Here is a 24,293-nt window from a genome sequence, read left to right as displayed (position 1 = left end):
TCCGGGAGGTGGCTGTGCTGCGGGAGGGGGCAGAGCGAGGGAGCTCGCGTGTTCGACTCTTGAAAGGAGTTCGCGAGTTAATTTATGTCGTGAGTTAAGTAGTGAACAAGGGTCGCGTCAAGACCCGGGACACAGATAGATTTGACCGGGCGGGCGATCCGTCCCCGGGCCCGAGTGAGGAGCCAGATGGCTGAGCGGCACAAACGCACCGTGCGCGACCTGCGGCGCACGAACCGCGCGGCGGTTCTGCGGAGGCTCTACTTCGAAGGCCCTCTCAGCCGCCAGGAGCTGGGCCCGCTCACCGCCCTCAGCTCCGGCTCCATCAGCAACGTGGTGGCCGACCTGCTCGCCGACGACCTGCTGGAGGAGGCGGGCTCGGTGGAGTCCGACGGCGGCCGGCCGCGCACCCTGCTGCGCGTCGCCCCGCACAGCGGCTGCCTCATCGGAGTCGACGTCGGAGAAACCCGCGTCCGCGTCGAGCTGTTCGACCTCGCGCTCAAGGAGGTCGCTCGCGCGCAGCGCCCGCTCGACGACGCGGGACACGACGCGGACCGGGTCGTCCGCCATGTGCTCGACGGCCTCGGCACCGTGCTCGACGCGGCGGGCCCGCCCGCCGGGCGGCTCGTCGGCGTCGGCATCGCAGTCCCCGGCATCGTGGAACACGACACCCCGGACGGCACCGTCGTCCACGGCCAGACGATCGGCTGGGACGCCGTACCGCTGGAGGCCCGGCTGCGCCGGGGCCTTCAGCGGGAACTCCCCGCCCTCGCCCCCGAGGTGCCCCTGCTCATCGACAACGGCGCCCGCACGATGGGCCAGGCCGAGATGTGGTTCGGCGCGGGCCGCGGCGCCAAGGACGCCGTCATCGCCCTCATCGGCTCCGGCGTCGGCGCCTGCGTCGTCACCGCGGGCGAACCGTACGGCGGAGCCACCAGCAGCGCGGGCGAGTGGGGCCACACCGTGCTGAACCTCGGCGGCCGTACGTGCCGCTGCGGGGCCCTCGGCTGCCTGGAGGCGTACGTGGGGGCGGGCGCCGTGCTGAGCCGCTGGCGGGAGGCGGGCGGGGTGCAGCACGACACCGACGAGGAAGCCGCGCTGGCCGGACTGCTGGCCTCGGACGGGGAGCCCGCCGAGACGGTGCTCCAGGAGACCGCGGAGTACCTCGGCGCGGGCATCGCCGACCTCGTCAATCTCTTCAACCCCGAGCGCATCGTGCTCGGCGGCTGGGCCGGGCTGGCCCTCGGCCGCCGGCTGCTGCCCGCCGTACGCCGCAGCGCCGCCCGGCACGCGCTGCGCCATCCGGCCGCCAGCACCGTCATCGAACTCGGCAGGCTGGGGCCCGACGCCGTCACCGTCGGCGCGGCGACGCTGCCGCTGCGCGGGTTCCTGGACGCGGGCGGTCAGCAGGAGGGGCCCCCGAGGATGCTGATCAAGAGGCGGACCGGTAGCGTTCAGCACTAGGGCGTGTGACGGGGCGGCGGCACGGAGGTAGTGGTGACAGCTGGACCGGAGGCGGTGACCTGCGGCGAGGCGATGCTGCTCATGCTCGCCGAGCCGGGCGTACCGCTTGAGCGGGCGGTGCATTTCCGCCGTTCGGTCGCGGGCGCCGAATCCAACGTCGCCGCGGGCCTGGCCCGCCTGGGGCACCAGGTGCGCTGGCTCGGGCGGCTCGGCGCGGACCCGGCGGGCGACGCCGTGCTGCGGGAGCTGCGCGCCGACGGCGTGGACGTCTCGTACGCCGGGAGGGACCCGGAGGCCCCCACCGGACTGCTGCTGCGCGACAGCCACCCCGGGCGCGCGATCGACGTGCAGTACTACCGCACCGGTTCGGCCGCCGCCGCACTGGAGCCCGCACACATCGGCCCGGACGCGCTGGCCGGAGCGCGGCTGCTGCACCTCACCGGCATCACCCCCATGCTCTCGCCGTCCGCCGCCGACGCGACCCGCAGCCTGATCGAACTCGCACGGCGCGCGGGCGCGGCGGTCTCCTTCGACCCCAACGTGCGCAGCAAGCTCGGCACGGAGCACGAGTGGATCCGTACGGTCGGGCCGCTGCTGCGGGAGGCCGACCTCGTGCTGGCCGGCGAGGACGAACTGGAGCTGCTGCTCGGCGGCGGCGCCGAGGAGGGCGCCAAGGCGCTGCTGGAACTGGGCCGCGCCCGTGCCGTCGTCATCAAGCGCCGGGACCACTCGGCGACGGCGGTCAGCCGCTCGGGACGCTGGGAGCAGCGGCCCTTCCCGGTACGGGTCGCCGACCCGGTGGGGGCGGGGGACGCGTTCGCGTCGGGATGGCTCTCCGCCTGGCTGCGGGGCGTCGCGCCGCAGCGGGCGCTGGCCGAGGCCGCGTGCGTGGCCGCGCTCGCCGTGCAGGCACCCTCCGACACCGAGGGGCTGCCGTCGGCCGAGTGCCGTGACCGCACGCTCGACTCCATACTCGGCGGCGCCGACTCCGTACACCGCTGAACGGCCCGCCGTTCGACCGCGCACGCCGAATCGGCGCACGGGCCCTCCTGTGCGCCGCCGACTGGACCGGAAGGGTGGCGAACCGCCGTGTACCGCTGGGAGATCACCCGCGCCGCGCTGGCACAGCGCGTCCTGGCCATCGTGCGCGCCGACAGCGCCGAGCGGGCGACCGAGACCGCCCGCGCCCTGCTCGACGCCGGAATCACCAGCCTGGAGATCTCGCTCACCACACCCGGCGCCACGGGTGCGGTGGCCGCGCTGCGCCGGGAGACGGGCGACGACGTGATGATCGGCGCGGGCACCGTGCTCGACGCCGCCGCGGCCCGCACCGCGCTGGACGCGGGTGCCCGCTTCCTGGTCAGCCCCAATCTCGACGCCGAGGTGATCCGCACCGGACACCGCTACGGCGCACCGGTCTTCCCCGGGGTGGCCACCGCGAGCGAGGCGGTACGGGCACTGGAACTGGGCGCGGACGCGCTGAAGCTCTTCCCCGCCTCGGCGCTCGGTCCCCGCTGGGTCTCGGACGTGAGGGCCGCGCTGCCGCAGGCACCGCTGGTGCCCACGGGCGGGATCACCCCCCGGTCCGCACCCGAATGGATCGCGGCCGGAGCCGTCGCCTGCGGCATGGGCGCGGCGCTCGCCGAGGGCGACGGCGCCGCCGTCCGTGCCCGGGTCACCGACCTGCTCAGACGGCTGGCGGAAGCCGCGCGGTAGGGCCCGCCGTGGGGCCCGTCGTGACACTGGCCCCTCTGACGCGGCGTCAGGACGGGCGCCCAGGGTGAAACTTTGGCCGATACGGCACTAGGCTGCGTTCCCACGGCGCGGACGGTGCCGGACGCAGAGACCCCAGCACGCGCACACGCACGCACACAGGCGCGCCAGGACGGCCGCGCCGCCACTCGCAGTTCAGCCGGAGACCCCTCACACGCAGCCCCGGCGGGGTGTGCGAGGCGGCGGGCGGCAGGCGGCCGGACGCCAGGTGAGGCCCCCGTACAGCACGACCGCAGCCCACGAGGATCAGCGAGCCATGAGGATCACCGAATGCCGGGAGGATGATGTCGCCCTTCTGGAGCGCCAGTTGCCGTCACCGGGGACAACCTCCGGGCACGCGGAGCGCTTTGCCCGGCACCAGAAGGGCACCGGGACTCTTCTCGTCGGCTGGCAGGGCGGGTTGCCCGTCGCCAGCTGCGAGGTGCGCTGGGACGGCTGCCCGGCCCCGGAGGTGCGGGCGGTGCACCCCGGCTGCCCGGAGCTCAGCGGCTTCGGTCTCTGGCCGGGCGTGCTGCGCTCGCCGCGCACCGGCGCCCTCCTCCTCCTCGCAGCCGAGGACCTGGTCAGGAAGCGGGGGCTGCGCTCGGCGGGCCTCGGCGTGGAGAAGAACAACCCGCGCGCCGAAGCGCTCTACGGGCGGCTGGGCTACCAGCTGTCGGTGGCGTACCTTGCCTGCTGGTCGTACGAGGACGCGGCAGGGATGACCCATCAGGTGGCGGACGCCTGCACCTTCATGCACAAGGTGCTCGGCGACACGCCCCAGGGCGTGTTTCGAAAGTAGCGTCGTGGCGCCCTGGTGCCCCTCCACGAACTGGCGTGGAGCAGCACCGGAGCCGGGGCGGCACCGGCGTGGGGCGCCGGGGGTCAGTTCAGCAGGAAGTCCGCGTCGCCCTTCTTCGCGCCCTCTATGAAGGTCTCGATCTCGTGCGGCGTGTAGATGAGTGCGGGGCCGTCCGGATCACTCGACTGCCGCAGCGCCACCCGGCCGTCGTGCAGCTTCAGCGCCTCGACGCAGTTTCCCCCGTTGGTGCCGCTCCAGGGCTTGTGCCACCCCTGGGCGCCAAGGTCCTTGGCCGGCATGCCGTTGTAGATGCGATTCATGGTCCAAACTCCTTGCGCAGGTCACCGAGGATCTGCTCGGTGTCTCCTATCGGCGCGGCCTGCGCGCCCATCCGGTCCAGGGCCTCCAGGTAGGCCACTGTGTCGGGGCGCTCATCGTGGTAGACGGCCCCCGTCAGGCTCTCGCTGTAGACGATGTCGGGCAGTTCGGGGATCTCGAAGCGGAAGAGCTGGAACGGGCCGAACATGCCCGGGTGCGGCCCGGAGCTGAACGGCAGGATCTGCAGCGTGACGTTGGGCAGCGAGGCGGCCTGGATCAGCCGGTCGAGCTGTGCCCGCATGACCTCCGGACCGCCGACGGGCCGGCGCAGCACGGTCTCGTCGATCACGGTCCACAGCCTCGGCGGCTTGGTACGTGTCAGCAGGGCCTGGCGCTCCATCCGCAGAGCGACCCGGCGGTCCAGTTCCTCGGACGGGCCGTGCGGGAAGCCGACCCGCAGCAGTGCGCGGGCGTAGTCCGCCGTCTGCAGCAGTCCGGGCACGCAGTGCGGCTCGTACGCCCGGATGATTTCGGCGGCCTCCTCCAGGCTCACGTAGAGACTGAACCAAGCGGGCAGCACGTCGCGGAAGCGGTGCCACCAGCCCGGATTTCCGGCCTCCTCCACCAGGGACAGGAAGGAGTCCGTCTCCGAATCCGGCACCTGGTAGACCTGAAGCAGCTTCTCCACGTAGACCGGCTTCAGGCCGACGTCGGCCTTCTCCATGCGCCGGATCGTCGTCTGGTTGACACTCAGCGCCCGGGCAGCCTGCTCGAACGTGACCCCCGCCCGTTCGCGCAGATCCCTCAGCCGGAGGCCGAGGACGATCTGTCCCACGGTCGGTGCTGTTCGTGCGTCAGGCACCGTCCCCTCCCTCGCGATGTAAGTCATTGAGGCGTCAACAGCCTGTAGGACAAGCAGTGTTACATGCCAGCCACGGAACGAACAGCCTGCGCCACCTATTATGCAATTCGCAGAATGACCCTTGCCATCTGCCCCTGGCGGGCTGGATAGTGTGCGGGGAGACGTTCGGTAGTCCCCAGCTACTCGTGGACGGAAGGCGGAATAACCGTGGCCTTACCTCGTGGCACTACGGTGCTCGCGCTGCCGCAACAGGACGGCGCGGACACCGAACTGCTGTGGGCGGGCTTCGAGCTTCCCGCCCACGACACCGCAGTGGCGGACGCCCGGCGCCGCGTGCGCCGGCAGCTCCGCCGCTGGGCCTTCCCGGCGGACGTGTGCGACACCGCACAGTTGCTCGTCTCCGAGCTCTTCACCAACGCCGTGCTGCACAGCGACAGCTCACGAATCAGCTGCCTGCTGCACGGGGGCGGCACCCGGCTGCGGATCGAGATCCACGATCAGGGCAGCGAGACGACGGTGCCGCTGCCCGGGTGGGCGACGCCTGATGACGAGCACGGGCGCGGACTCCTGCTGGTCGACGCACTCTCCGAGGAGTGGGGCGTGGACCGCACGGAGGACGACGAGGGCCGTGTGGTCTGGGTGGAGTTGGGTCCCATCTCCACCTGACCGCACAAGGCGGGAGGCCGGTACGGCGCGGGGGGACGTACCGGCCACACCGCACCGAGGGGGCTGCCTCGGATTGTCCGGACAACCGAACGTATCGCTTCCGGTGTCCCGGCCCGGGGGATACGCTCCCCACGTGGCCAAGAAGGAACCGGTGGATCTCCAGCTCAGCGTGGACCGCAACAGCCCGGTCCCGCTGTACTTCCAGCTGTCCCAGCAGCTCGAAGCCGCCATCGAGCGGGGAAAACTCTCCCCGGGCAGCCTCCTGGGGAACGAGATCGAGCTGGCCGGGCGGCTCGGCCTCTCCCGGCCCACCGTCCGGCAGGCGATACAGGCACTCGTCGACAAGGGCCTGCTGGTGCGCCGCCGGGGCATCGGCACCCAGGTCGTGCACAGCCAGATCCGCCGCCCGCTGGAACTGAGCAGCCTCTACGACGACCTGGAGGCGGCGGGGCAGCGTCCCGCCACCCGGGTGCTCAGGCTGGAGACGACGGCAGCGGACGCGGAGGCCGCCGCCGCCCTGGCCGTCGCCGAGGGCGCCGAGGTGCGGCTGCTCGAACGGCTGCGGCTGACGCACGGCGAACCGGTGGCCTTTCTGCGCAACCAGCTGCCGCCGGACCTGCTGCGGCTGGAGGCCGGGGAGCTGGAACGCACCGGCCTGTACCGGCTGATGCGCGGCGCGGGAATCACCCTCCACAGCGCCCGCCAGACGATCGGCGCCCGCGCCGCGAGCCCGGCCGAGGCCGAACTGCTGGGGGAGGAGCCGGGCGCCCCCCTGCTCACCATGCAGCGGGTCACCTTCGACGACACCGGGCGGGTGGTGGAGTACGGCTCCCACCTCTACCGCGCCTCCCGGTACGCCTTCGACTTCCAGCTGCTCGTCCGCAGCTGAGCCTGTCGGGTGTGAGATCCATTGACGCTGGGGAGCCGGCCCGCTACAAATCCGCCATGCGCTGCCGACGACCGGGCAGGACCCGGGGGGATGCTTTCCGGCAGTGGTGACCGATACTTGTCCGAAATCCGCAGAGGTCGCGATGACCTGCGGCGGAAACCGCGTCGAAAGGACAGGGCCACGTGTCCACGGTGGAGAAGGTCCGCAGGCGCAGCAGGCGTCCGCGGATGACGGCTGCCGCCATGGCGGCAGTGATAGCCGCCACCCTGGCGGCGGGGTGCAGCAGCACGGGCGGCAAGCGCGCCGAGGAGGAGCGGGAGCAGTCCAAGGGCCAGTCGGCCGTGGACACCCCGCGCTGGAAGATCGCCATGGTGACGCACTCCGGCGAGGGCGACACGTACTGGGACATCGTCCAGAGCGGTGCCGAGCAGGCGGCCGTCAAGGACAACATCGAGTTCCTCTACGGGCATGACAAGGAAGCCGGGCGGCAGGCCCAGCTCGTCCAGTCGATGATCGACAAGAAGGTCGACGGGCTGATCGTCACCCTCGCCAAGCCCGAGGCCATGGAGAAGGTCGTCAAGAAGGCGGTCAAGGCGGGCATTCCGGTCGTCACCATCAACTCCGGACAGGACCAGTCGAAGGCGTTCGGGGCCCTCAGCCACATCGGCCAGGACGAGAACATCGCCGGAGAGGCGGTGGGGACCGAGCTGAACGAGCGTGGCCGCAAGAAGGCCCTCTGCGTCCTGCACGAGCAGGGCAACGTCGGCCACGAGCAGCGCTGCGCGGGTATCGAGAAGACCTTCAAGGGCAAGGTCGACAAGCTCTACGTCGAGGGTACGAACATGCCTGACGTGGACTCCTCGCTTACCGCGAAGCTCCAGACGGACAAGAAGATCGACGCGGTCGTCACCCTGGGCGCGCCCTTCGCCGCCACCGCCGTCAAGGCCGTGGACCAGGCGGGCAGCGACGCCGAGGTCGACACCTTCGACCTCGACGCCAAGGTCGCCGCCGGACTGGAGGACGGCTCGGTCGGCTTCGCCGTCGACCAGCAGCCCTACCTCCAGGGCTACGAGGCGGTCGACCTGATGTGGCTGTACCGCTCCAACGGCAACATGCTCGGCGGCGGCCAGCCCGTACTGACCGGCCCGCAGATCCTCACGAAGAAGGACGCCCCCGCGCTGAAGAAGTACACCGAACGGGGGACGCGATGAAGGCAGCCCCGACGGCGGAGCCGGCCGTCGCGGAGCGGGAGGGCGACCAGCCGGGGCACAAGTCCCTGGGGCGGCTCATGCGCCGGCCGGAGCTGGGGGCCGTCGTCGGCGCGGTCGCCGTCTTCGTCTTCTTCTCGTTCGTCGCCGACAGCTTTCTGCAGACCTCCAGCTTCTCCACGGTGCTGTACTACTCCTCGACGATCGGCATCATGGCGGTGCCGGTCGCCCTGCTGATGATCGGCGGCGAGTTCGACCTGTCGACCGGCGTCATGGTCACCAGTTCGGCGCTGGTCTCGACGATGTTCAGCTACCAGATGACGGCGAACGTGTGGGTGGGCGTCGGGGTCTCACTGCTGGTCACCCTGGCACTCGGCCTCTTCAACGGCATCATGCTGGTGCGTACGAAGCTGCCCAGCTTCATCATCACGCTCGGCACCTTCCTGATGCTGACCGGACTCAACCTCGGACTGACCGAACTCATCAACGGCACCGTCTCCACCAAGAGCATCAGCGACATGGAGGGGTTCGCCTCCGCGCGTGACCTCTTCGCCTCGCAGCTGACGCTCTTCGACGTCGAATTCCAGGTCACCATCCTGTGGTGGCTCGGGCTGGTCGCCGTGGCCACCTGGATACTGCTCCGCACCCGGACCGGTAACTGGATCTTCGCGGTGGGCGGGGGAGCGGAATCCGCCCGCGCGGTCGGCGTCCCCGTCGCCCGCACCAAGATCGGCCTCTACATGGGGGTGGCGTTCGCCGCCTGGATCTCCGGTCAGCACCTGCTCTTCAACTACGACGTGGTCCAGTCCGGCCAGGGCGTCGGCAACGAGCTGATCTACATCGCCGCGGCCGTCATCGGCGGCTGCCTGCTGACCGGCGGCTACGGCTCGGCCGTCGGCGCGGCGGTGGGGGCCCTGATCTTCGGTATGACGAACAAGGGCATCACCTACGCGCAGTGGGAAGCGAACTGGTTCAAGTTCTTCCTCGGGGCGATGCTGCTGCTCGCCACCCTGCTCAACGCGTGGATTCGCAAGCGTGCGGAGGCGAAGTCATGAGCGCCCTGATCGAGCTGACCGGGGTCAGCAAGCGCTACGGCAACATCAAGGCCCTCGAAGCGGTCTCACTGGAGGCCCACCAGGGCGAGATCACCTGCGTGCTCGGCGACAACGGCGCCGGAAAGTCCACCCTGATCAAGATCATCGCCGGGCTGCACCAGCACGACGCGGGGGACTTCACCATCGAGGGCGAGGAGGCCCGGCTCCGCTCGCCGCGCGAGGCACTGAACCGGGGCATCGCCACGGTCTACCAGGACCTCGCGGTCGTGCCGCTGATGCCCGTCTGGCGGAACTTCTTCCTCGGCTCCGAGCCCACGATCGGCCGCGGCCCCTTCGCCCGGCTCGACGTCGAACGCATGCGGCGTACGACGCACCAGGCGCTGCTGCGGATGGGCATCGACCTGCGCGACGTCGACCAGCCCATCGGCACCCTCTCGGGCGGCGAACGGCAGTGCGTGGCCATCGCCCGCGCCGTGCACTTCGGCGCGAAGGTGCTGGTGCTGGACGAGCCGACGGCCGCGCTGGGCGTGAAGCAGTCCGGGGTGGTGCTGAAGTATGTGACCGCCGCACGGGACCAGGGGCTCGGCGTCGTCCTGATCACGCACAACCCGCACCACGCGTATCTGGTCGGGGACCGCTTCGTCCTGCTGATGCGGGGGGAGATGGCGGGCAGTTACCAGAAGGAGGAGATCAGCCTCGAGGAGCTGACGCGCCAGATGTCGGGAGGAAGCGAACTGGAACAGCTCAGCCACGAGCTGTCCCGGACCGACACCGCCTGACGCTTCCCGCCCGCCCACCCGTCACGCTCCCCGCGGCGGGGCGCGGACCGCCGGGCGTGCGCCAGCCGCCAGGCCCGCTTCCGGCCCGGCGGACAACGCGGCGCCTGCGGCGCGCGGGGAGTGCGCCTGGTGGAGTTCGATTGCCTGGCCGCCCCACCCCGGCCTGGTCTGGACCGCTGGGCGGGCCTGTCGCATGCCGCCGGGCGGGCGTCGGCTGCCCGGCTCGCTTCCGGCCCCGGCGCCTCCCGGTGGACCCGCCCGGTGCCTGAGGCGCGCGGGGTGCGCCTGGGAGAACTCTGTTGCCTGGCCGCCGCGCCTCCGGCCTTGGTGCCGGGGCCGGTGTCCTGCCTGGGGGCCGGACCCGGGGGTACGACCCGAGTCGGCCGGGGCGGGGGCCCGACCAGGCATGGTCGGCCCAACGGCTGGTCGAGCCCGGCCAGCGGCCGCGGGGCGGGCTCGGGCGGGTGGGGGCAGACGCTCCGCAGGTGGTCACCCGGCCGCACACGGCAACGTACGACCCCTCACCCCCACGTGGCACAATCGGCACGCGGGCTCTGATGCCTGTCCGGCCGACCACCGAGATCACGCAGAGACGAGACGACCGTTGCGCGCACCCACTCGCAGCCGCCATCGCACCCGCTCCGCGCAGACGGCAGGTGTGCCAGCGTGAGCATGTACCGCGACCGCGCGTATCCGCGCAACGCTCCCAGCGCGAGCGTGCTGCGGACCGTCGGTACGCGTGAGCGCCGCTCGCATCTGTCCGCGCCCCGCGTGCCCACCGTCGGTATCGACATCGGGGGTACGAAGGTGATGGCCGGTGTCGTCGACGCCGACGGTCACATCCTGGAGAAGGTGCGCGCCGAGACCCCGGAGAAGTCCAAGAGCCCCAAGGTCGTCGAGGACACCATCGCCGAACTGGTGCTGGATCTCTCCGACCGGCACGACGTGCACGCGGTCGGCATCGGCGCCGCCGGCTGGGTGGACGCCGACCGCTCCCGTGTGCTGTTCGCCCCCCATCTGGCCTGGCGCGACGAGCCGCTCAAGGACGCGCTGACCGCCCGGCTCGCGGTCCCGGTGATGGTGGACAACGACGCGAACACCGCTGCCTGGGGCGAATGGCGCTTCGGCGCCGGCCGGGGCGAGGACCATCTGGTGATGATCACCCTCGGTACGGGCATCGGCGGGGCCATCCTGGAGGACGGCCGGGTCAAGCGCGGCAAGTACGGCGTGGCGGGCGAGTTCGGCCATATGCAGGTGGTGCCCGGCGGGCACCGCTGCCCGTGCGGCAACCGCGGCTGCTGGGAGCAGTACAGCTCCGGCAACGCGCTGGTCCGGGAGGCCCGCGAGCTGGCTGCCGCCGAGTCACCCGTCGCCTACGGGATCACCGCCCGTACCGGCGGTCAGGTCGGCGACATCACCGGGCCGCTGATCACCGAGCTCGCCCGTTCGGGCGACGCGATGTGCGTGGAGCTGCTCCAGGACATCGGCCAGTGGCTGGGCATCGGGATCGCCAATCTCGCCGCCGCCCTCGACCCGGGCTGCTTCGTCATCGGCGGCGGAGTCAGTGCCGCCGACGAACTGCTCATCGATCCGGCGCGGGAGGCGTTCCGGCGCCATCTGACCGGCCGCGGCTACCGGCCGGAGGCCCGTATCGCCAAGGCACAGCTCGGTCCCGAGGCGGGCATGGTCGGCGCCGCAGACCTCGCCCGGCTGGTCGCCCGCCGCTTCCGGCGCGCGAACCGTCGCAGACTCGAGCGCTACGAGCGGTACGAACGCGCCGCCGACAACCTCCGCCGGGCGGTGGGCCAGTGACCGCCTCGTCCACGGGACGCCTCGGCACACCGACCACGCCGACCGAGCCGACCACTCGTACCGCCTCCGGGGAGCCGATGGAACCGCGGACGCAGAGCCAGCGCAGCGGGCAGCGCCCCCCGCGCAGGCCGCGCCACCGGATGGTGACGCTGCTGATCGTCGTGCTGCTCATCGCGATCCCGGCGGGCTACCTGGTGATGTCCGCCTTCGTCAGCCGGCAGAGCGGCCAGGAGAAGCAGAAGGACGCGGCCCTGGACAACCTGACCTGGGACTGGCCCAGCAAGGTGCAGCGGCGCATCTACGACGTGCCGCTGCCGCTCGGCTCCAGCTATGTCGCGCACTACGAGGCCAACTCGTGGAAGACCAGCTCGCTGCACGTGCAGTTCCGTACGACGGACAAGAAGCTGGGCACCTTCCTCAAGGAGGTCGGCACCGAGCGGGCGAAGCTGGAGGACGGCCGTGTCACCATCACCGACAAGCAGGCGGCCGAGGTCGGCTGGCGGTTCCTGAGCCGGGGGCACACCTACTCGGGCCTGGAGTACCAGCGGTCCAAGAGCACCCCTGAGTTGAACATCACGGTGGACACCACGGCCAAGGACCGGCCGCGGGTCTATGTGGTCTCGACCGTGCGGTTCACGGGCCCTTAGAGCCCCTCACAGAATGGGCGGTCGGCTTGCGACGCCTGGCACGCGCGCTCGCCGCGTTGTCGGAGTCGTCCATCTACGCCCAGTACGAGGACGATCCTCCGCCTTGCGAGCGCACGCACCAGACGCCGCAAGCTGATCGGCCGCCCATTCTGTGAGGGGCTCTTAGGGCCTCTCCGGTGGCCTGCCGGGCGACCTCGGGCCGGGAGATTTCCGGACCCGTGAAGCGGAGGCCCCGCCTCCCTCGATAGCGTGCGGGGGTGAGCGAGACGAAGACCCTTCAGCATCGGACCGACGGCCCCGACGACGCACCGCTACTCGTCCTGGGCCCCGCGCTCGGCGCGACCTGGCACATGTGGGACCGGCAGATACCAGAACTCACCCGGCACTGGCGGGTGCTCCGCTTCGATCTGCCAGGTCACGGCGGTGCACCCGCGCATCCGGCCGTCGCGGCGACGGACCTCGCCGAACGCCTGCTGGCAACCGTCGACGCGCTCGGCGTTGACCGGTTCGGCTTCGCGGGCTGCTCGCTGGGCGGTGCCATCGGCGCTCAGCTGGCGCTCGACCACCCGGAGCGGGTCTCCTCGCTCGCGCTCATCTCCTGCTCGGCCAGACACACCACCCCCGACGCCTGGCGGCAGCGGGGTGTCGTGGTCCGCACCAACGGCCTGGACCCGATCGCCGCCTCCACCCCGGAGCGCTGGTTCACCGCCGGATTCGCCACCGCGCAGCCCGCGATCGTCGAATGGGCCGTGCAGATGGTCCGGACGACCGACCCAGGGTGCTACATCTCGGCCTGCGAGACGATGGCCGCCTTCGACATCCGGCAGGAGCTGGGCCGGATCGGTGTGCCCGCGCTGGTCGTGGCCGGCGCCGAGGACGAGGCCACCCCGCCGGCCGACGCGCGTGCGCTGGTCGCCGGGATACCGGACGCCCGGCTCGCCATCGTGCCCGGCGCCTCGCACCTGGTGCCGGTCGAGCAGCCCGGCGCCGTCACCGAACTGCTCATCCGCCATCTGACGACGACCTGGCAGCAGTCCGCCGCCGGACCGCCCGCCCCGGCACCGGTCATCGCGCCGGCACCGCCGCAGGCCACCGTCGTGGCGGAACTGGAGGCGGGCGAGACCTCCAGCGTGCGGGTGGACCCGTACGACGCGGGGATGAAGGTACGCCGCGAGGTGCTCGGCGACGCCCATGTCGACCGTGCGGCGGAGGCCGCCGACGACTTCACCCAGGACTTCCAGGACTTCGTCACCCGCTACACCTGGGGAGAGATCTGGGACCGCCCCGGCATCGACCGGCGTACCCGCTCGGTCTCCACCCTCTCCGTGCTGGTCGCGGGGGGCCACCTGGAGGAGCTGGCCTTCCACACGCGCGCCGCGCTCCGCAACGGTCTGACCCCGGCGGAGATCAAGGAGGTGCTGCTGCACACCGGTGTCTACTGCGGGGTGCCCGCCGCCAACGCCGCGTTCGCCGTCGCGCAACGCGTCATCAAGGAAGAGACCACGCCGGAGGAGCAGACCGCACCATAATGGCGGCATGGAGCTGACGAAGAAGGGCCATGCCTGCGTACGCCTCGAGAAGGACGGACGGACCCTGGTCATCGACCCGGGCGCCTTCAGCGAGGAGGACGCCGCGGCGGGTGCCGAGGCGATCCTGATCACCCATGAGCACGCCGACCACTTCGACGAGGGGCGGCTGCGCGCAGCCCTGGACGCGAATCCCGCCGCCCGGATCTGGACCTTGGCCGGTGTCGCCGGGAAGATCTCCGCCGCTTTCCCCGGCCGGGTGCACACCGTCGGGAACGGGGACACCTTCGAGGCCGCCGGTTTCGAGGTCGAGGTGCACGGCGAACTGCACGCCCTGATCCACCCGGACATCCCGCGCCCCACCAACGTCGGATACTTCGTCGAGGACACCGTCTTCCACCCGGGCGACGCCTTCACCGTGCCCGGGCGGCCCGTGGACACCCTGATGGTGCCGGTGCAGGCCCCCTGGAGCAAGGTGGCCGAGGTCATCGACTACCTGCGCGAGGTCCGACCGCGGCAGGCGTACGACATCCACGACGGACTGCTCTCCGACCTCGCCCACCCGGTCTACGGGCGGATGCTGGGCCCGAACGGCGCGGGCCTCGGGGAGACCGTGCACACCCGGCTGGCACCCGGCACGCACACCACTGTCAGTGGCGGCCGGTAGGTTCTACCCATGCGTATCGCGACGTGGAACATAAACTCCATCACCGCCCGGTTGCCCCGACTGCTGGCCTGGCTGGAGTCCTCGGGCACCGATGTCGTCTGCCTCCAGGAGCTGAAGTGCTCCGCCGAGGCGTTCCCCGCCGAGGCGCTCCGCGAGCTGGGATATGAGGCTGCGGTGCACGGCACCGGGCGGTGGAACGGCGTGGCGGTGCTCTCCCGCGTCGGCCTCTCCGAGGTGGTGACGGGCCTGCCGGGCGGCCCTACGTTCGACGGCCTCCAGGAGCCGCGCGCGGTCGCGGCGACGTGCGGCGGCGTCCGCGTCTGGTCGGTGTACGTACCGAACGGCCGCGAGGTCGGCCACCCGCACTTCGCGTACAAGCTGGCGTGGCTGGAGGCCCTGCGCAAGGCGGCGGAGCCCGGCGCGGCGGGCGCGCTGCCCTTCGCCGTCCTCGGCGACTACAACGTCGCGCCGACGGACGACGACGTCTGGGACATCTCCCTGTTCGACGGCGCCACCCATGTCACGGCCGCCGAGCGCGAGGCGCTCTCCGCCCTGCGGGAGCTGGGCCTCGCCGATGTGGTGCCGCGTCCGCTGAAGTACGACCGCCCGTTCACCTACTGGGATTACCGGGAGCTCGGCTTCCCGAAGAACAAGGGCATGCGAATCGATCTCGTCTACGGGAACGCGCCGTTCACCGCGGCCGTGCGCGACTCCTACGTGGACCGCGAGGAGCGCAAGGGCAAGGGCGCCTCCGACCACGCTCCGGTGATCGTCGACCTCGACGTCTAGGCTTGTTTGAGAAGTAGCGCCGGCCGCCCGGAGGGCGGGTCTCGCGGGGTCGGCCGCGGCGCTAGCGCCGCGGCACGAGTGCGCGCAGCTCGACCGACTCGCCCAGGGCCTTCAGCCCCGCGTCCCCCGGGTGCAGATGGTCGCCGCTGTCGTAGACCGGGAGCATCCGCTCCGGCCGCTCCGGATCCCGCAGTACCCGGTCGAAGTCGAGCACGGCGTCGAATGCGCCACCGCTGTCCCGCACGAAGTCGTTGACGGCCCGCCGCCGCCGGTCGACGTCCTGGGTGCAGTCCTTGTAGCCCCCGCAGGGGGTGACCGTGGCGCCGACGACCCGCAGCCCGCGCTCCCGTGCCCGCTCGGCGATGTTCCGCATGCCCTGGATCACCTCCTCCGCCGTGGCCCCCCAGCGCACGTCGTTCACGCCTTCGAAGAGCACAACCGTCTGCGCCCCGGTCTGCGCCAGGACGTCGCGCTCCAGCCGGTGCTGGGCGCTCACGCCGCCGGTGTCGGTGCTGATTCCGTCGCCCGGATAGCGGTCCGTGACGACGCGGTTCGCCGAGATCCCGTGGTTGAGCACCCCGTAGGCGGGCACCTCTCCGCCGCCTGCGGACTGCTCCCGCAGCCGCCGCGCCAGTACGTCCGGCCAGCGCCGGTTGGCGCCCGGCGTCGACTTCACCCCGTCCGTGATGGAGTCGCCCAGCGCGACGACCGATCCCGGTCCGCCCTGCACGTCGATCCCGGTGAGATACGGCCATGTCTTCAGCGATCCGGTGAACGTCCCGCCGTCCCGCTCTCCCGTTCGGTCGCCGCTGCCGCCCTCGCTGAGGTAGGAGGTCTGGAGCGCCTGGCTGTGCAGGGGCGCCGCCGCGACGGGGCCGGGGAGGTGCAGGCTGACCAGGAGGTTCGTGTCCGCGGGCACATCGAAGCCGACCGGATCGCTGAACGCCTGCGCGCCCGCCGGGATCGTCACCTCGCTGCGGCCTCCGAACCGCAGCGGCACCGGGTCGCGCCGTGCCGCCGCGCCCTCGGCCTGCACGGCGATCGAGGCGGCGCCGATGGTCACCGGTGCCGAGGCGAAGGTGTTCTCCAGCCGGATGCGGGCGCGCGGCCCGCCCGCCGAGGTGTGCACCACGAGCCGCACCGTCTGGTCCTGCCAGGCGCCGACACTCGGATACCCGGCAGTGCTCGTCGACCAGCTGCCGGTCCAGCCCCGGGTGTCCTCGCGCACCGAGGCCGCGAAGACGTGCAGATCGGCCCGCGGCCCCGGATCGGCGGGGAGCGTCACCGAACGGACCTTCCGCCTGGTGTCCGCCGGCACCGTTACGGCGTACAGCTTGGCCTTCTCGGTCTGCTGCCCGCCCTCGGCGCTGTTGAGGTGCGGCAGGGCCACCGCCTTGGTGCTCAGCGGGCCGCCGCGCCAGTCCGGGGCCCGAAGCCGGTACGAGGAGGCCGAGCCGTCCTCGTACCGGATGGTGCCGGTGCCGGTGACCTCGGCGCCGGACACGTCCGGCGAACTGGCGGCGACCAGGAAGGAGACGGCGTTGCCGCGGCCGTGCAGCTTCACCTGCTGCCCGTCCGCGCGGACGTTGTCCGGCTGGCCGGGGCGGCGCTCCGGCCACCGCAGCCGCGCCGCGTCGATGTCGAGGTCCTGCCCCGGGGTCCAGCCCGCCGCCTTGAGGTCCTGGGCGGAGAGCGAGTTGCCCGCACCGTCGAAGTCCGCCCGTCCGGGCCGCGCGTCGTCGCTGATCGCCCGGTTGTCGAAGAGGCGTTCCAGCGGCAGCGGTCCGGACGGCTCGGCTCGCGGGGAGACCGCGGTGGAGGCGACGGCGGGCGCCGCCATGGCTGTCGGGACTGTCAGGACGGCCAGACAGACGGTGATCGCGGTGCTCCACGGGCCTCTGCGCACGTGTGTCCCCTCCGACGGCTCCAGCTCCGGCGTCCGGAGCTCCAACAGGTGGTGTGCCTTGCCGATTCCACACGTGCGAGGAAAAATTAGGGCAGCGTGCGGATGGCGTCAAGGCACAGCGTCGGCGACATCACGCCTGCCCCGGCCACCGGTCGCAGCGCGCCTGTGGTGTTCGGGGCCGTCCGGATGACACCCTGAAGCGTATGAACATCCCTTTCCTGGACAACTGGCGCAAGCGCCACGGAGAGTCCGGAGGAATCACCCTCACGGGTGCACTGTCCGGCGACCCGGAGGGCGTGACCCAACTGCTGTCCGAGTGCGAACTGCTGCGTGTCCACGCGGAGCAGTCGGGGGTGGAACTCAACGACACGGCGGAGTCGTTGGCCGCGCTCGACCAGTTGCCGCCCCGCTGGCGCGACGATCCCGAGGTCTCTCCCTGGCTGGGCGCCGACGCGGGCCTTTATCTGGGCACCGTCATCGTCCGTACGACACGCGGCGCCGCCTGGGAGCTGCGGCCCGACGGGCAGCCGGTGGTGCGGCTGCCGTCGGGGCGGACGGTGGACGTGCTGGAGGAGGGGCAGTCCTGGGCGGACACCGGCACGCCCGAGCTGTCGCAGATCTGCGCGGAGGTCTCCGAATCCTGACCGCCGAATCCTGACCGCCGAATCCTGGCCGCTCAGCCGTGGCCCGCCGCCGGGTCAGCCGCTCGCGCGGTGGTTCCCCTTGCGCGAGCTGCCCGCCGCTGGGGGAGTGGTGGCGACGCGGGTGACGTCGGCGACCAGTTCGACCACGTCGGGGCCGTACGCCTGGGAGTTGACGACGCGCAGCAGCAGGCAGAAGTCGCCGCTGAGCCCGTACTTACGGCCCAGCCGGACGTGGTGGCGGGCGAGATAGCGCGCAGCGGCCTGCGCGGTGATCGAGCGCTGGCCGCAGAAGAGGAAGACGGGGCGGGTGTTCTGCGACTGGCCGGCGGTCAGGCGGGCGAGGAGCACATGCTCGGTGGTGCCGTTCTCCAGCCGGTAGCGCTCGTTGCCGATGCTGAAGGCGCCGCGGTCCGGGCTGGGCTCCATGTCGGCGTTCACCGAGACGCCGGGCAGCAGCGACTGCATGTGCGCGGCGATCCGGCGGTGTGCGACGGGGCCGCCGACGCAGAACTCGGTGCGCTCCCCGAAGCCCTGGGGCGCGGTGTCGTGGGATATGACATCCAGGTGCGCGTCGCAGTCCTTGATGAGGGGCGACAGCTCCAGCATCGCGAAAACGTCGTGCCGGGCGACGGCCCAGTCACTCGCCCCGGCGTCGCGGTTGACGACGAGCACGCACTCGGAGCTCGGGGGCAGGCCGAAGAAGCGTTGCTTGCGCCGGAGTCTGCGGCGCCACACGTACGAACGGGTGAGCCAGCCAAGGGAGGCCGCGACCCCGGCCACGAGCACGCCGAGCACGATCTCACGAAGGTTGTCTGTCATGGGGCGGCAGCGTACCGGTCGGACGGGACGCGTGTTCGAGGGTGTGCGGAGCCGACGACTGGTGTGAGCCCTCGGCCTACGCGTTCGGAAGGGCTACCCTGCGCGTCAGGTCGAACACATGGAGGTTGTATGCGCAGCCGTTCCCCCCGTGCCGTGTCCCTGCTGACGGCCGTCGCGGCCGTCGCCGCGCTCACCGCCGCGACGGGCTCCCCCGCGGAGTCGCCGCACACGCCGTCCCCGCCCTCTCCGCCGTCCAGGTCGCCGGTCGCCATCGGTGACGGCGGCGCCGTCTCCAGCGTGGACCCGGAGGCATCCGCCGTCGGCATCGACGTCCTGCGCCGGGGCGGCAACGCGGTGGACGCGGCCGTCGCCACCGCCGCCGCCCTCGGAGTCACCGAGCCCTACTCCGCGGGACTGGGGGGCGGCGGCTACTTCGTCCACTACGACGCGGGCAGCGGCAAGGTCACTACGATCGACGGCCGCGAGCGCGCGCCGCTGAGTGCGGACGAGGACCTCTTCCTGGAGGACGGCGCACCGCTGCCCTTCGACGACGCGGTCACCAGCGGCCTCAGCGTCGGCACCCCGGGGACGCCCGCCACCTGGGAGGCGGCGCTCGACGCCTGGGGCACCGTCTCCCTGCGCCAGGCGCTGCGCCCGGCGGAGCGCCTGGCACGCCGGGGCTTCACCGTCGACGAGAACTTCCGCGGGCAGACGGCCCAGAACGAGGACCGCTTCCGCGACTTCCCCGCCTCCGCCGAACTCTTCCTCCCCGACGGCGAACTGCCCGAGGTCGGCTCCACCCTGCGCAACCCCGATCTGGCCCGTACGTACCGGATGCTCGGACGGCAGGGCGGCGACGCGTTCTACCGGGGCGTGCTGGCGCGCGACGTGGTCCGTACGGTGCGCAAGCCGCCGGTGGACCCGGACGCCGACCGGGAGGTGCGGCCCGGTGACCTGCGCGCCGCGGACCTGCGTGCCTACGACACGAAGTTCCAGGCTCCCACCCGGATCGACTACCGGGGCCTGGACGTCTACGGCATGGCGCCCTCCTCGTCCGGTGGCACGACGGTCGGCGAGGCTCTCAACATCCTGGAGCGCTACGACATGGGCGCCGCCGAGCGGACGGACTCCCTGCACCGCTACATCGAGGCGAGCCGCATCGCCTTCGCCGACCGGGGCCGCTGGCTCGGCGACCCGGCGCACGAGGACGTACCCACCCGGGGGCTGCTCTCCCAGCGCTTCGCGGACGCGCGGGGGTGCCTGATAAGTGACGACAAGGCGCTCACCAGCCCGCTCGCGCCCGGCGACCCGCGTGACCCGGGCGACCCGCAGTCGTGCGGCGGAAAGGGCGAGGCGGCACCGCTGACGTACGAGGGGGAGAGCACCACCCATCTGACGGTCGCCGACAAGTGGGGCGACGTCGTCGCCTACACCCTCACCATCGAGCAGACCGGCGGCAGCGGCATCACCGTGCCCGATCGGGGCTTCCTGCTGAACAACGAGCTGACGGACTTCTCCTTCGCCCCCGCCGACCCCGGCGTCCCCGACCCGAACCTGCCCGGTCCGGGCAAGCGCCCGCGCTCCTCCATGTCCCCGACGATCGTGCTGGAGGACGGCGAGGCGGTGCTGGCACTCGGCTCCCCGGGCGGTTCCACCATCATCACCACGGTGCTCCAGACACTCGTCAACCACCTCGACCGGGGCATGCGGCTGGACGCGGCCATCGCCGCGCCCCGCGCCAGCCAGCGCAACACGGAACGGACACAGCTGGAGCCGGGCCTGTGGGACAGCCCGGTCCGGGCCCGGCTGGAGGCGCTGGGGCACCGGTTCACCCTCAGCTCGAGGATCGGCGCCGCCACGGGCGTGCAGCGGCTGCCGGACGGGCGCTGGCTCGCGGGGGCGGAGGAGGAGCGGCTCGGCGGCGGCTCCGCTCGCGTGGTCCACCCCACTGCCTACCCCACCGCACGCCCGGGCAGTCCGTACTGACACTCGTGGCTGAATCGATCAGGTGACCCGGCGCCGATGCCCTTGCCAGCGTCCATACCGGCCTCTACGGTCGCATCCTTACGCGGATCTACGCGGGTCATACCCGCCTGACGCCGTACAAAGGAGCTGTCCATGCCCGATGTTGTGCGCGCCGCACTCGTGCAGGCCACCTGGACCGGCGACACCGAGTCGATGATCGCCAAACATGAGGAACACGCCCGGGAAGCGGCCCGTCAGGGCGCCCGGGTCATCGGCTTCCAGGAGGTCTTCAACGCCCCCTACTTCTGCCAGGTGCAGGATCCGGAGCACTACAAGTGGGCGGAGCCGGTGCCCGACGGGCCGACCGTGCGGCGGATGAGCGCACTGGCACGGGAGACCGGCATGGTCATGGTCGTGCCGGTCTTCGAGGTCGAGCAGTCCGGCTTCTACTACAACACCGCCGCCGTCATCGACGCCGACGGCACGGTGCTGGGCACCTACCGCAAGCACCACATCCCGCAGGTGAAGGGCTTCTGGGAGAAGTACTACTTCAAACCGGGGAATCTGGGCTGGCCGGTCTTCGACACGGCGGTCGGCCGGGTCGGCGTCTACATCTGCTACGACCGGCACTTCCCGGAGGGCTGGCGGGAGCTGGGCCTGGCCGGCGCCCAGCTCGTCTACAACCCCTCGGCCACCTCGCGCGGCCTCTCCGCGTACCTGTGGCAGCTGGAGCAGCCCGCCGCCGCCGTCGCCAACGAGTACTTCATCGCCGCCATCAACCGTGTCGGCACCGAGGAGCTGGGCGACAACGACTTCTACGGCACCAGCTACTTCGTCGACCCGCGCGGCCAGTTCGTCGGCGAGACGGCAAGCGACAAGGAGGAGGAGCTGGTCGTACGCGACCTCGACCTGTCGCTGATCGACCAGGTGCGGCAGCAGTGGGCGTTCTACCGCGACCGGCGCCCCGACGCGTACGGCGGGCTGGTGCAGCCGTGAGCGCGCTCCACGACCGGCACCGCGCCGTCCTCCCCGACTGGCTCGCGCTCTACTACCAGCGCCCGCTGGAGATCACACACGGCGAGGGGCGGCACGTCTGGGACGCCGAAGGCCGCCGCTATCTCGACTTCTTCGGCGGCATCCTCACCACCATGACGGCACACGCCCTGCCGGAGGTCACCAAGGCGGTCGCCGAGCAGGCCGGGCGCATCCTGCACACCTCCACCCTCTATCTCGACCGGCCGATGGTGGAACTGGCCGAACGCATCGCCGCGCTCTCCGGCATCCCCGACGCCCGCGTCTTCTTCACCGCCTCCGGCACCGAGGCGAACGACACCGCGCTGCTGCTGGCCACGGCCTACCGCCGCTCGAACCAGATCCTGGCGATGCGCAACAGCTACCACGGCCGCTCCTTCTCGGCCGTCGGCATCACCGGCAACCGCGAGTGGTCGCCGACCAGCCTCTCCCCGCTCCAGACCCTCTACGTGCACGGCGGAATCCGCACCCGCGGGCCGTACGCACACCTGGACGACGCGGAGTTCCGGGCCGCCTGCGTCGCCGACCTGGAGGACATGCTCGGCCAGACCCGCGGCGGGGTGGCGGCGCTGATCGCCGAACCGGTGCAGGGCGTCGGCGGCTTCACCGCCCCGCCCGACGGCCTGTACGCCGACTTCCGCGAGGTGCTCCGGGAACACGGCATCCTGTGGATCTCCGACGAGGTGCAGACCGGCTGGGGCCGCACCGGCGACAACTTCTGGGGCTGGCAGGCGCACGACCGTGCCGGGCCGCCGGACGTGCTGACCTTCGCCAAGGGCCTCGGCAACGGCATGTCCATCGGCGGTGTCGTCGCCCGCGCCGAGGTCATGAACTGCCTGGACGCCGGCTCCATCTCCACCTTCGGCGGCAGCCCCGTCACCATGGCCGCGGGCAACGCCAACCTCGCCTATCTGCTGGAGCACGACCTCCCCGGCAACGCCCGCCGGGTGGGCGGCCTGCTGCTGGAGCGGCTGCGCGGGGCCGGCGCGGGCCTGGAGGTCGTACGGGAGGTGCGCGGCCGGGGCCTGATGATCGGCATCGAACTGGTCCGCCCCGGCACCGACGAACCATGCGGTGAGGCCGCCTCGCTGGTACTGGAGGCCGCCCGCGAGGGCGGACTGCTGCTGGGCAAGGGAGGCAGCAGGCTGGGCAGCGTCCTGCGTATCGCGCCGCCGATGACACTGACCGTCGCCGAGGCGGAGGAAGGCGCCGGCATCCTGGCGGCCGCCCTGCACAGCGCCGAGGCCGAACTCGGAGGGAGGGCCCGCCAGTGAGCCGTACAGCGATCCGGGGCGGCCTCGTGATCACCGCCGCCGACGAACTGCACGCCGACGTCCTCATCGAGAACGGCCGCATCGCGGCGCTCGCCACCCACGGCAGCGCGTACGCGGACGGCTGGACCGTCGAGCGCACCCTCGACGCCACCGGGAAGTACGTGATCCCGGGCGGCGTCGACGCGCACACCCACCTGGACTTCCCCTTCGGCGGCACCTTCTCCTCCGACACCTTCGAGACCGGCACCCGCGCGGCGGCCTGGGGCGGCACCACGACGATCGTCGACTTCGCCGTGCAGGCCCGCGGGCACGCCCTGCGCGAGGGTTTGGACCGGTGGCACGCGAAGGCCGACGCCCAGTGCGCCGTCGACTACGCCTTCCACATGATCCTCTCGGACGTCAACGAAGGCACCCTCAAGGAGATGGACCTGCTGGTCGAGGAGGGCATCACCTCCTTCAAGCTGTTCATGGCCTACCCCGGCGTCGTCTACAGCGACGACGGGCAGATCCTGCGCGCCATGCAGCGCACCGCCGCCAACGGCGCGCTGACCATGATCCACGCCGAGAACGGCATCGCCATCGACGTCCTGGTCGAGCAGGCCCTCGCCGCCGGGCGCACCGACCCGCGCTACCACGGCGAAGTCCGCAAGGTGCTGCTGGAGGCCGAGGCCACCCACCGGGCCATCCAGCTCGCCAGGGTCGCCGGATCGCCCCTGTACGTCGTCCACGTCTCCGCGGAGGAGGCCGTGGCCGAGCTGGCCGCCGCCCGCGACAAGGGCCTGCCGGTCTTCGGCGAGACGTGCCCCCAGTACCTCTTCCTGTCGACGGACAATCTCGCCGAGCCGGACTTCGAGGGCGCCAAGTACGTGTGCTCCACGCCGCTGAGGCCGCGCGAGCACCAGGCGGCCCTGTGGCGCGGGCTGCGTACGAACGACCTCCAGGTCGTCTCCACCGACCACTGCCCGTTCTGCTTCACCGGCCAGAAGGAACTGGGGCGCGGCGACTTCTCCAAGATCCCGAACGGTCTGCCCGGCATCGAGCACCGCATGGACCTGCTCCACGAGGCGGTGGTGGAAGGGCACATCGGCCGCCGCCGCTGGATCGAACTCGCCGCCGCCGCACCCGCGCGGATGTTCGGCCTCTACCCGAAGAAGGGCACGATCGCTCCCGGATCGGACGCCGACGTGGTGATCTACGATCCGGCCGCCGGACACACCCTCTCGGCCGAGACCCACCACATGAACGTCGACTACTCCGTCTACGAGGGCAAGCGGATGACCGGCCGGGTGGAGACCGTGCTCTCGCGCGGCGAGAAGGTCATCGACCGGCACACCTACACCGGCCGCGCCGGCCACGGGCAGTACATCCCGCGCGGCCTCTGCCAGTACCTCGACCACGGGAGCGGCAGACCATGACCCAG

At 71.7% G+C, this 24,293-nt stretch carries 23 protein-coding genes; 19 read left to right on the top strand and 4 right to left on the bottom strand.

Features of this window, described 5'->3' with window-relative positions:
- Nucleotides 1–186 precede the first annotated feature (186 nt).
- The 4 genes from LHJ74_RS30040 (at nt 187) to LHJ74_RS30025 (ending at nt 4,015) form a co-directional block, all read left to right on the top strand.
- Entirely contained in the window at nt 187–1,461 is a 1,275-nt protein-coding gene (locus LHJ74_RS30040; protein WP_260221393.1) for an ROK family protein, read from the top strand.
- 33 nt (nt 1,462–1,494) lie between these two features.
- Nucleotides 1,495–2,463: a sugar kinase gene (locus LHJ74_RS30035; protein WP_260221392.1), complete on the top strand. Its 969-nt coding sequence runs from the start codon at nt 1,495–1,497 to the stop codon at nt 2,461–2,463.
- 87 nt (nt 2,464–2,550) lie between these two features.
- On the top strand, nt 2,551–3,177 hold the full coding sequence (locus LHJ74_RS30030) for a bifunctional 4-hydroxy-2-oxoglutarate aldolase/2-dehydro-3-deoxy-phosphogluconate aldolase (RefSeq protein ID WP_260221391.1): 627 nt from the start codon (nt 2,551–2,553) through the stop codon (nt 3,175–3,177).
- A 313-nt stretch (nt 3,178–3,490) separates the two neighbouring features.
- The gene (locus tag LHJ74_RS30025) at nt 3,491–4,015 is read left to right on the top strand and encodes a GNAT family N-acetyltransferase (protein ID WP_260221390.1); all 525 of its coding nucleotides are present in this window, start codon (nt 3,491–3,493) and stop codon (nt 4,013–4,015) included.
- 83 nt (nt 4,016–4,098) lie between these two features.
- On the opposite strand, the gene LHJ74_RS30020 is transcribed toward LHJ74_RS30025, so the two are convergent.
- Nucleotides 4,099–4,335 carry a DUF397 domain-containing protein gene (locus LHJ74_RS30020; protein ID WP_260221389.1) on the bottom strand — a complete coding sequence of 79 codons (237 nt, stop codon included), beginning with the start codon at nt 4,333–4,335 and terminating at the stop codon, nt 4,099–4,101.
- Nucleotides 4,332–5,195: a Sco1979 family transcriptional regulator gene (locus LHJ74_RS30015; protein ID WP_260221388.1), complete on the bottom strand. Its 864-nt coding sequence runs from the start codon at nt 5,193–5,195 to the stop codon at nt 4,332–4,334. The genes LHJ74_RS30020 and LHJ74_RS30015 overlap by 4 nt, the downstream gene beginning before the upstream one ends.
- Nucleotides 5,196–5,402: 207 nt before the next feature.
- Here LHJ74_RS30015 and LHJ74_RS30010 point away from each other — a divergent pair, with 207 nt between their 5' ends.
- From LHJ74_RS30010 to LHJ74_RS29965, 10 genes are all read left to right on the top strand, one after another.
- The gene (locus LHJ74_RS30010) at nt 5,403–5,861 is read left to right on the top strand and encodes an ATP-binding protein (RefSeq protein ID WP_260221387.1); all 459 of its coding nucleotides are present in this window, start codon (nt 5,403–5,405) and stop codon (nt 5,859–5,861) included.
- 151 nt (nt 5,862–6,012) lie between these two features.
- A complete protein-coding gene (locus LHJ74_RS30005; RefSeq protein ID WP_260221492.1) occupies nt 6,013–6,750 on the top strand; it encodes a GntR family transcriptional regulator in 738 nt (245 codons plus the stop codon).
- Nucleotides 6,751–6,977: 227 nt separating this feature from the next.
- The gene (locus LHJ74_RS30000) at nt 6,978–7,961 is read left to right on the top strand and encodes a sugar ABC transporter substrate-binding protein (RefSeq protein ID WP_260221491.1); all 984 of its coding nucleotides are present in this window, start codon (nt 6,978–6,980) and stop codon (nt 7,959–7,961) included.
- Nucleotides 7,958–9,013, top strand: a complete 1,056-nt coding sequence (locus tag LHJ74_RS29995; protein WP_375546868.1) for an ABC transporter permease — start codon at nt 7,958–7,960, stop codon at nt 9,011–9,013. The genes LHJ74_RS30000 and LHJ74_RS29995 overlap by 4 nt, the downstream gene beginning before the upstream one ends.
- Nucleotides 9,010–9,792, top strand: a complete 783-nt coding sequence (locus LHJ74_RS29990; protein ID WP_260221386.1) for an ATP-binding cassette domain-containing protein — start codon at nt 9,010–9,012, stop codon at nt 9,790–9,792. Before LHJ74_RS29995 ends, LHJ74_RS29990 begins: the two co-directional genes overlap by 4 nt.
- A 666-nt stretch (nt 9,793–10,458) precedes the next feature.
- Complete coding sequence (locus LHJ74_RS29985; RefSeq protein WP_375546867.1) at nt 10,459–11,604, top strand: ROK family glucokinase; 1,146 nt, start codon at nt 10,459–10,461, stop codon at nt 11,602–11,604.
- The gene (locus LHJ74_RS29980) at nt 11,601–12,251 is read left to right on the top strand and encodes a hypothetical protein (protein ID WP_260221385.1); all 651 of its coding nucleotides are present in this window, start codon (nt 11,601–11,603) and stop codon (nt 12,249–12,251) included. The genes LHJ74_RS29985 and LHJ74_RS29980 overlap by 4 nt, the downstream gene beginning before the upstream one ends.
- Before the next feature lie 257 nt (nt 12,252–12,508).
- Nucleotides 12,509–13,780, top strand: coding sequence for a bifunctional 3-oxoadipate enol-lactonase/4-carboxymuconolactone decarboxylase PcaDC (gene pcaDC, locus LHJ74_RS29975; RefSeq protein WP_260221384.1), 1,272 nt, complete (start codon nt 12,509–12,511; stop codon nt 13,778–13,780).
- A gap of 7 nt (nt 13,781–13,787) precedes the next feature.
- On the top strand, nt 13,788–14,444 hold the full coding sequence (locus LHJ74_RS29970; protein WP_260221383.1) for an MBL fold metallo-hydrolase: 657 nt from the start codon (nt 13,788–13,790) through the stop codon (nt 14,442–14,444).
- Nucleotides 14,445–14,453: 9 nt separating this feature from the next.
- Complete coding sequence (locus LHJ74_RS29965) at nt 14,454–15,233, top strand: exodeoxyribonuclease III (protein WP_260221381.1); 780 nt, start codon at nt 14,454–14,456, stop codon at nt 15,231–15,233.
- 61 nt (nt 15,234–15,294) lie between these two features.
- Here the strand turns inward: LHJ74_RS29965 and LHJ74_RS29960 are convergent, their stop codons facing one another.
- Nucleotides 15,295–17,139 carry an SGNH/GDSL hydrolase family protein gene (locus LHJ74_RS29960; protein WP_375546866.1) on the bottom strand — a complete coding sequence of 615 codons (1,845 nt, stop codon included), beginning with the start codon at nt 17,137–17,139 and terminating at the stop codon, nt 15,295–15,297.
- A gap of 203 nt (nt 17,140–17,342) precedes the next feature.
- On the opposite strand from LHJ74_RS29960, the gene LHJ74_RS29955 reads away from it, so the two are divergent.
- Complete coding sequence (locus LHJ74_RS29955) at nt 17,343–17,783, top strand: DUF6278 family protein (protein WP_260221380.1); 441 nt, start codon at nt 17,343–17,345, stop codon at nt 17,781–17,783.
- 54 nt (nt 17,784–17,837) lie between these two features.
- Here LHJ74_RS29955 and LHJ74_RS29950 read toward each other — a convergent pair whose 3' ends face one another.
- Nucleotides 17,838–18,602: a hypothetical protein gene (locus LHJ74_RS29950; RefSeq protein ID WP_260221379.1), complete on the bottom strand. Its 765-nt coding sequence runs from the start codon at nt 18,600–18,602 to the stop codon at nt 17,838–17,840.
- 129 nt (nt 18,603–18,731) lie between these two features.
- Between LHJ74_RS29950 and ggt the strand changes: the two genes are divergently transcribed.
- The 4 genes from ggt (at nt 18,732) to hydA (ending at nt 24,288) form a co-directional block, all read left to right on the top strand.
- Nucleotides 18,732–20,588: a gamma-glutamyltransferase gene (gene ggt, locus LHJ74_RS29945; RefSeq protein WP_260221378.1), complete on the top strand. Its 1,857-nt coding sequence runs from the start codon at nt 18,732–18,734 to the stop codon at nt 20,586–20,588.
- A 132-nt stretch (nt 20,589–20,720) separates the two neighbouring features.
- Complete coding sequence (locus LHJ74_RS29940) at nt 20,721–21,563, top strand: nitrilase-related carbon-nitrogen hydrolase (RefSeq protein WP_260221377.1); 843 nt, start codon at nt 20,721–20,723, stop codon at nt 21,561–21,563.
- Nucleotides 21,560–22,873 carry an aspartate aminotransferase family protein gene (locus tag LHJ74_RS29935; RefSeq protein WP_260221376.1) on the top strand — a complete coding sequence of 438 codons (1,314 nt, stop codon included), beginning with the start codon at nt 21,560–21,562 and terminating at the stop codon, nt 22,871–22,873. Before LHJ74_RS29940 ends, LHJ74_RS29935 begins: the two co-directional genes overlap by 4 nt.
- The gene (gene hydA / locus LHJ74_RS29930) at nt 22,870–24,288 is read left to right on the top strand and encodes a dihydropyrimidinase (protein ID WP_260221375.1); all 1,419 of its coding nucleotides are present in this window, start codon (nt 22,870–22,872) and stop codon (nt 24,286–24,288) included. The genes LHJ74_RS29935 and hydA overlap by 4 nt, the downstream gene beginning before the upstream one ends.
- Nucleotides 24,289–24,293: the final 5 nt, after the last annotated feature.

The sequence above is a fragment of the Streptomyces gossypii genome (assembly GCF_025165795.1).
GTDB lineage: Bacteria > Actinomycetota > Actinomycetes > Streptomycetales > Streptomycetaceae > Streptomyces > Streptomyces gossypii.
The sequence above is the reverse complement of the archived record's forward strand: the minus strand, read 5'-3'. Positions and strand labels throughout refer to the sequence as shown.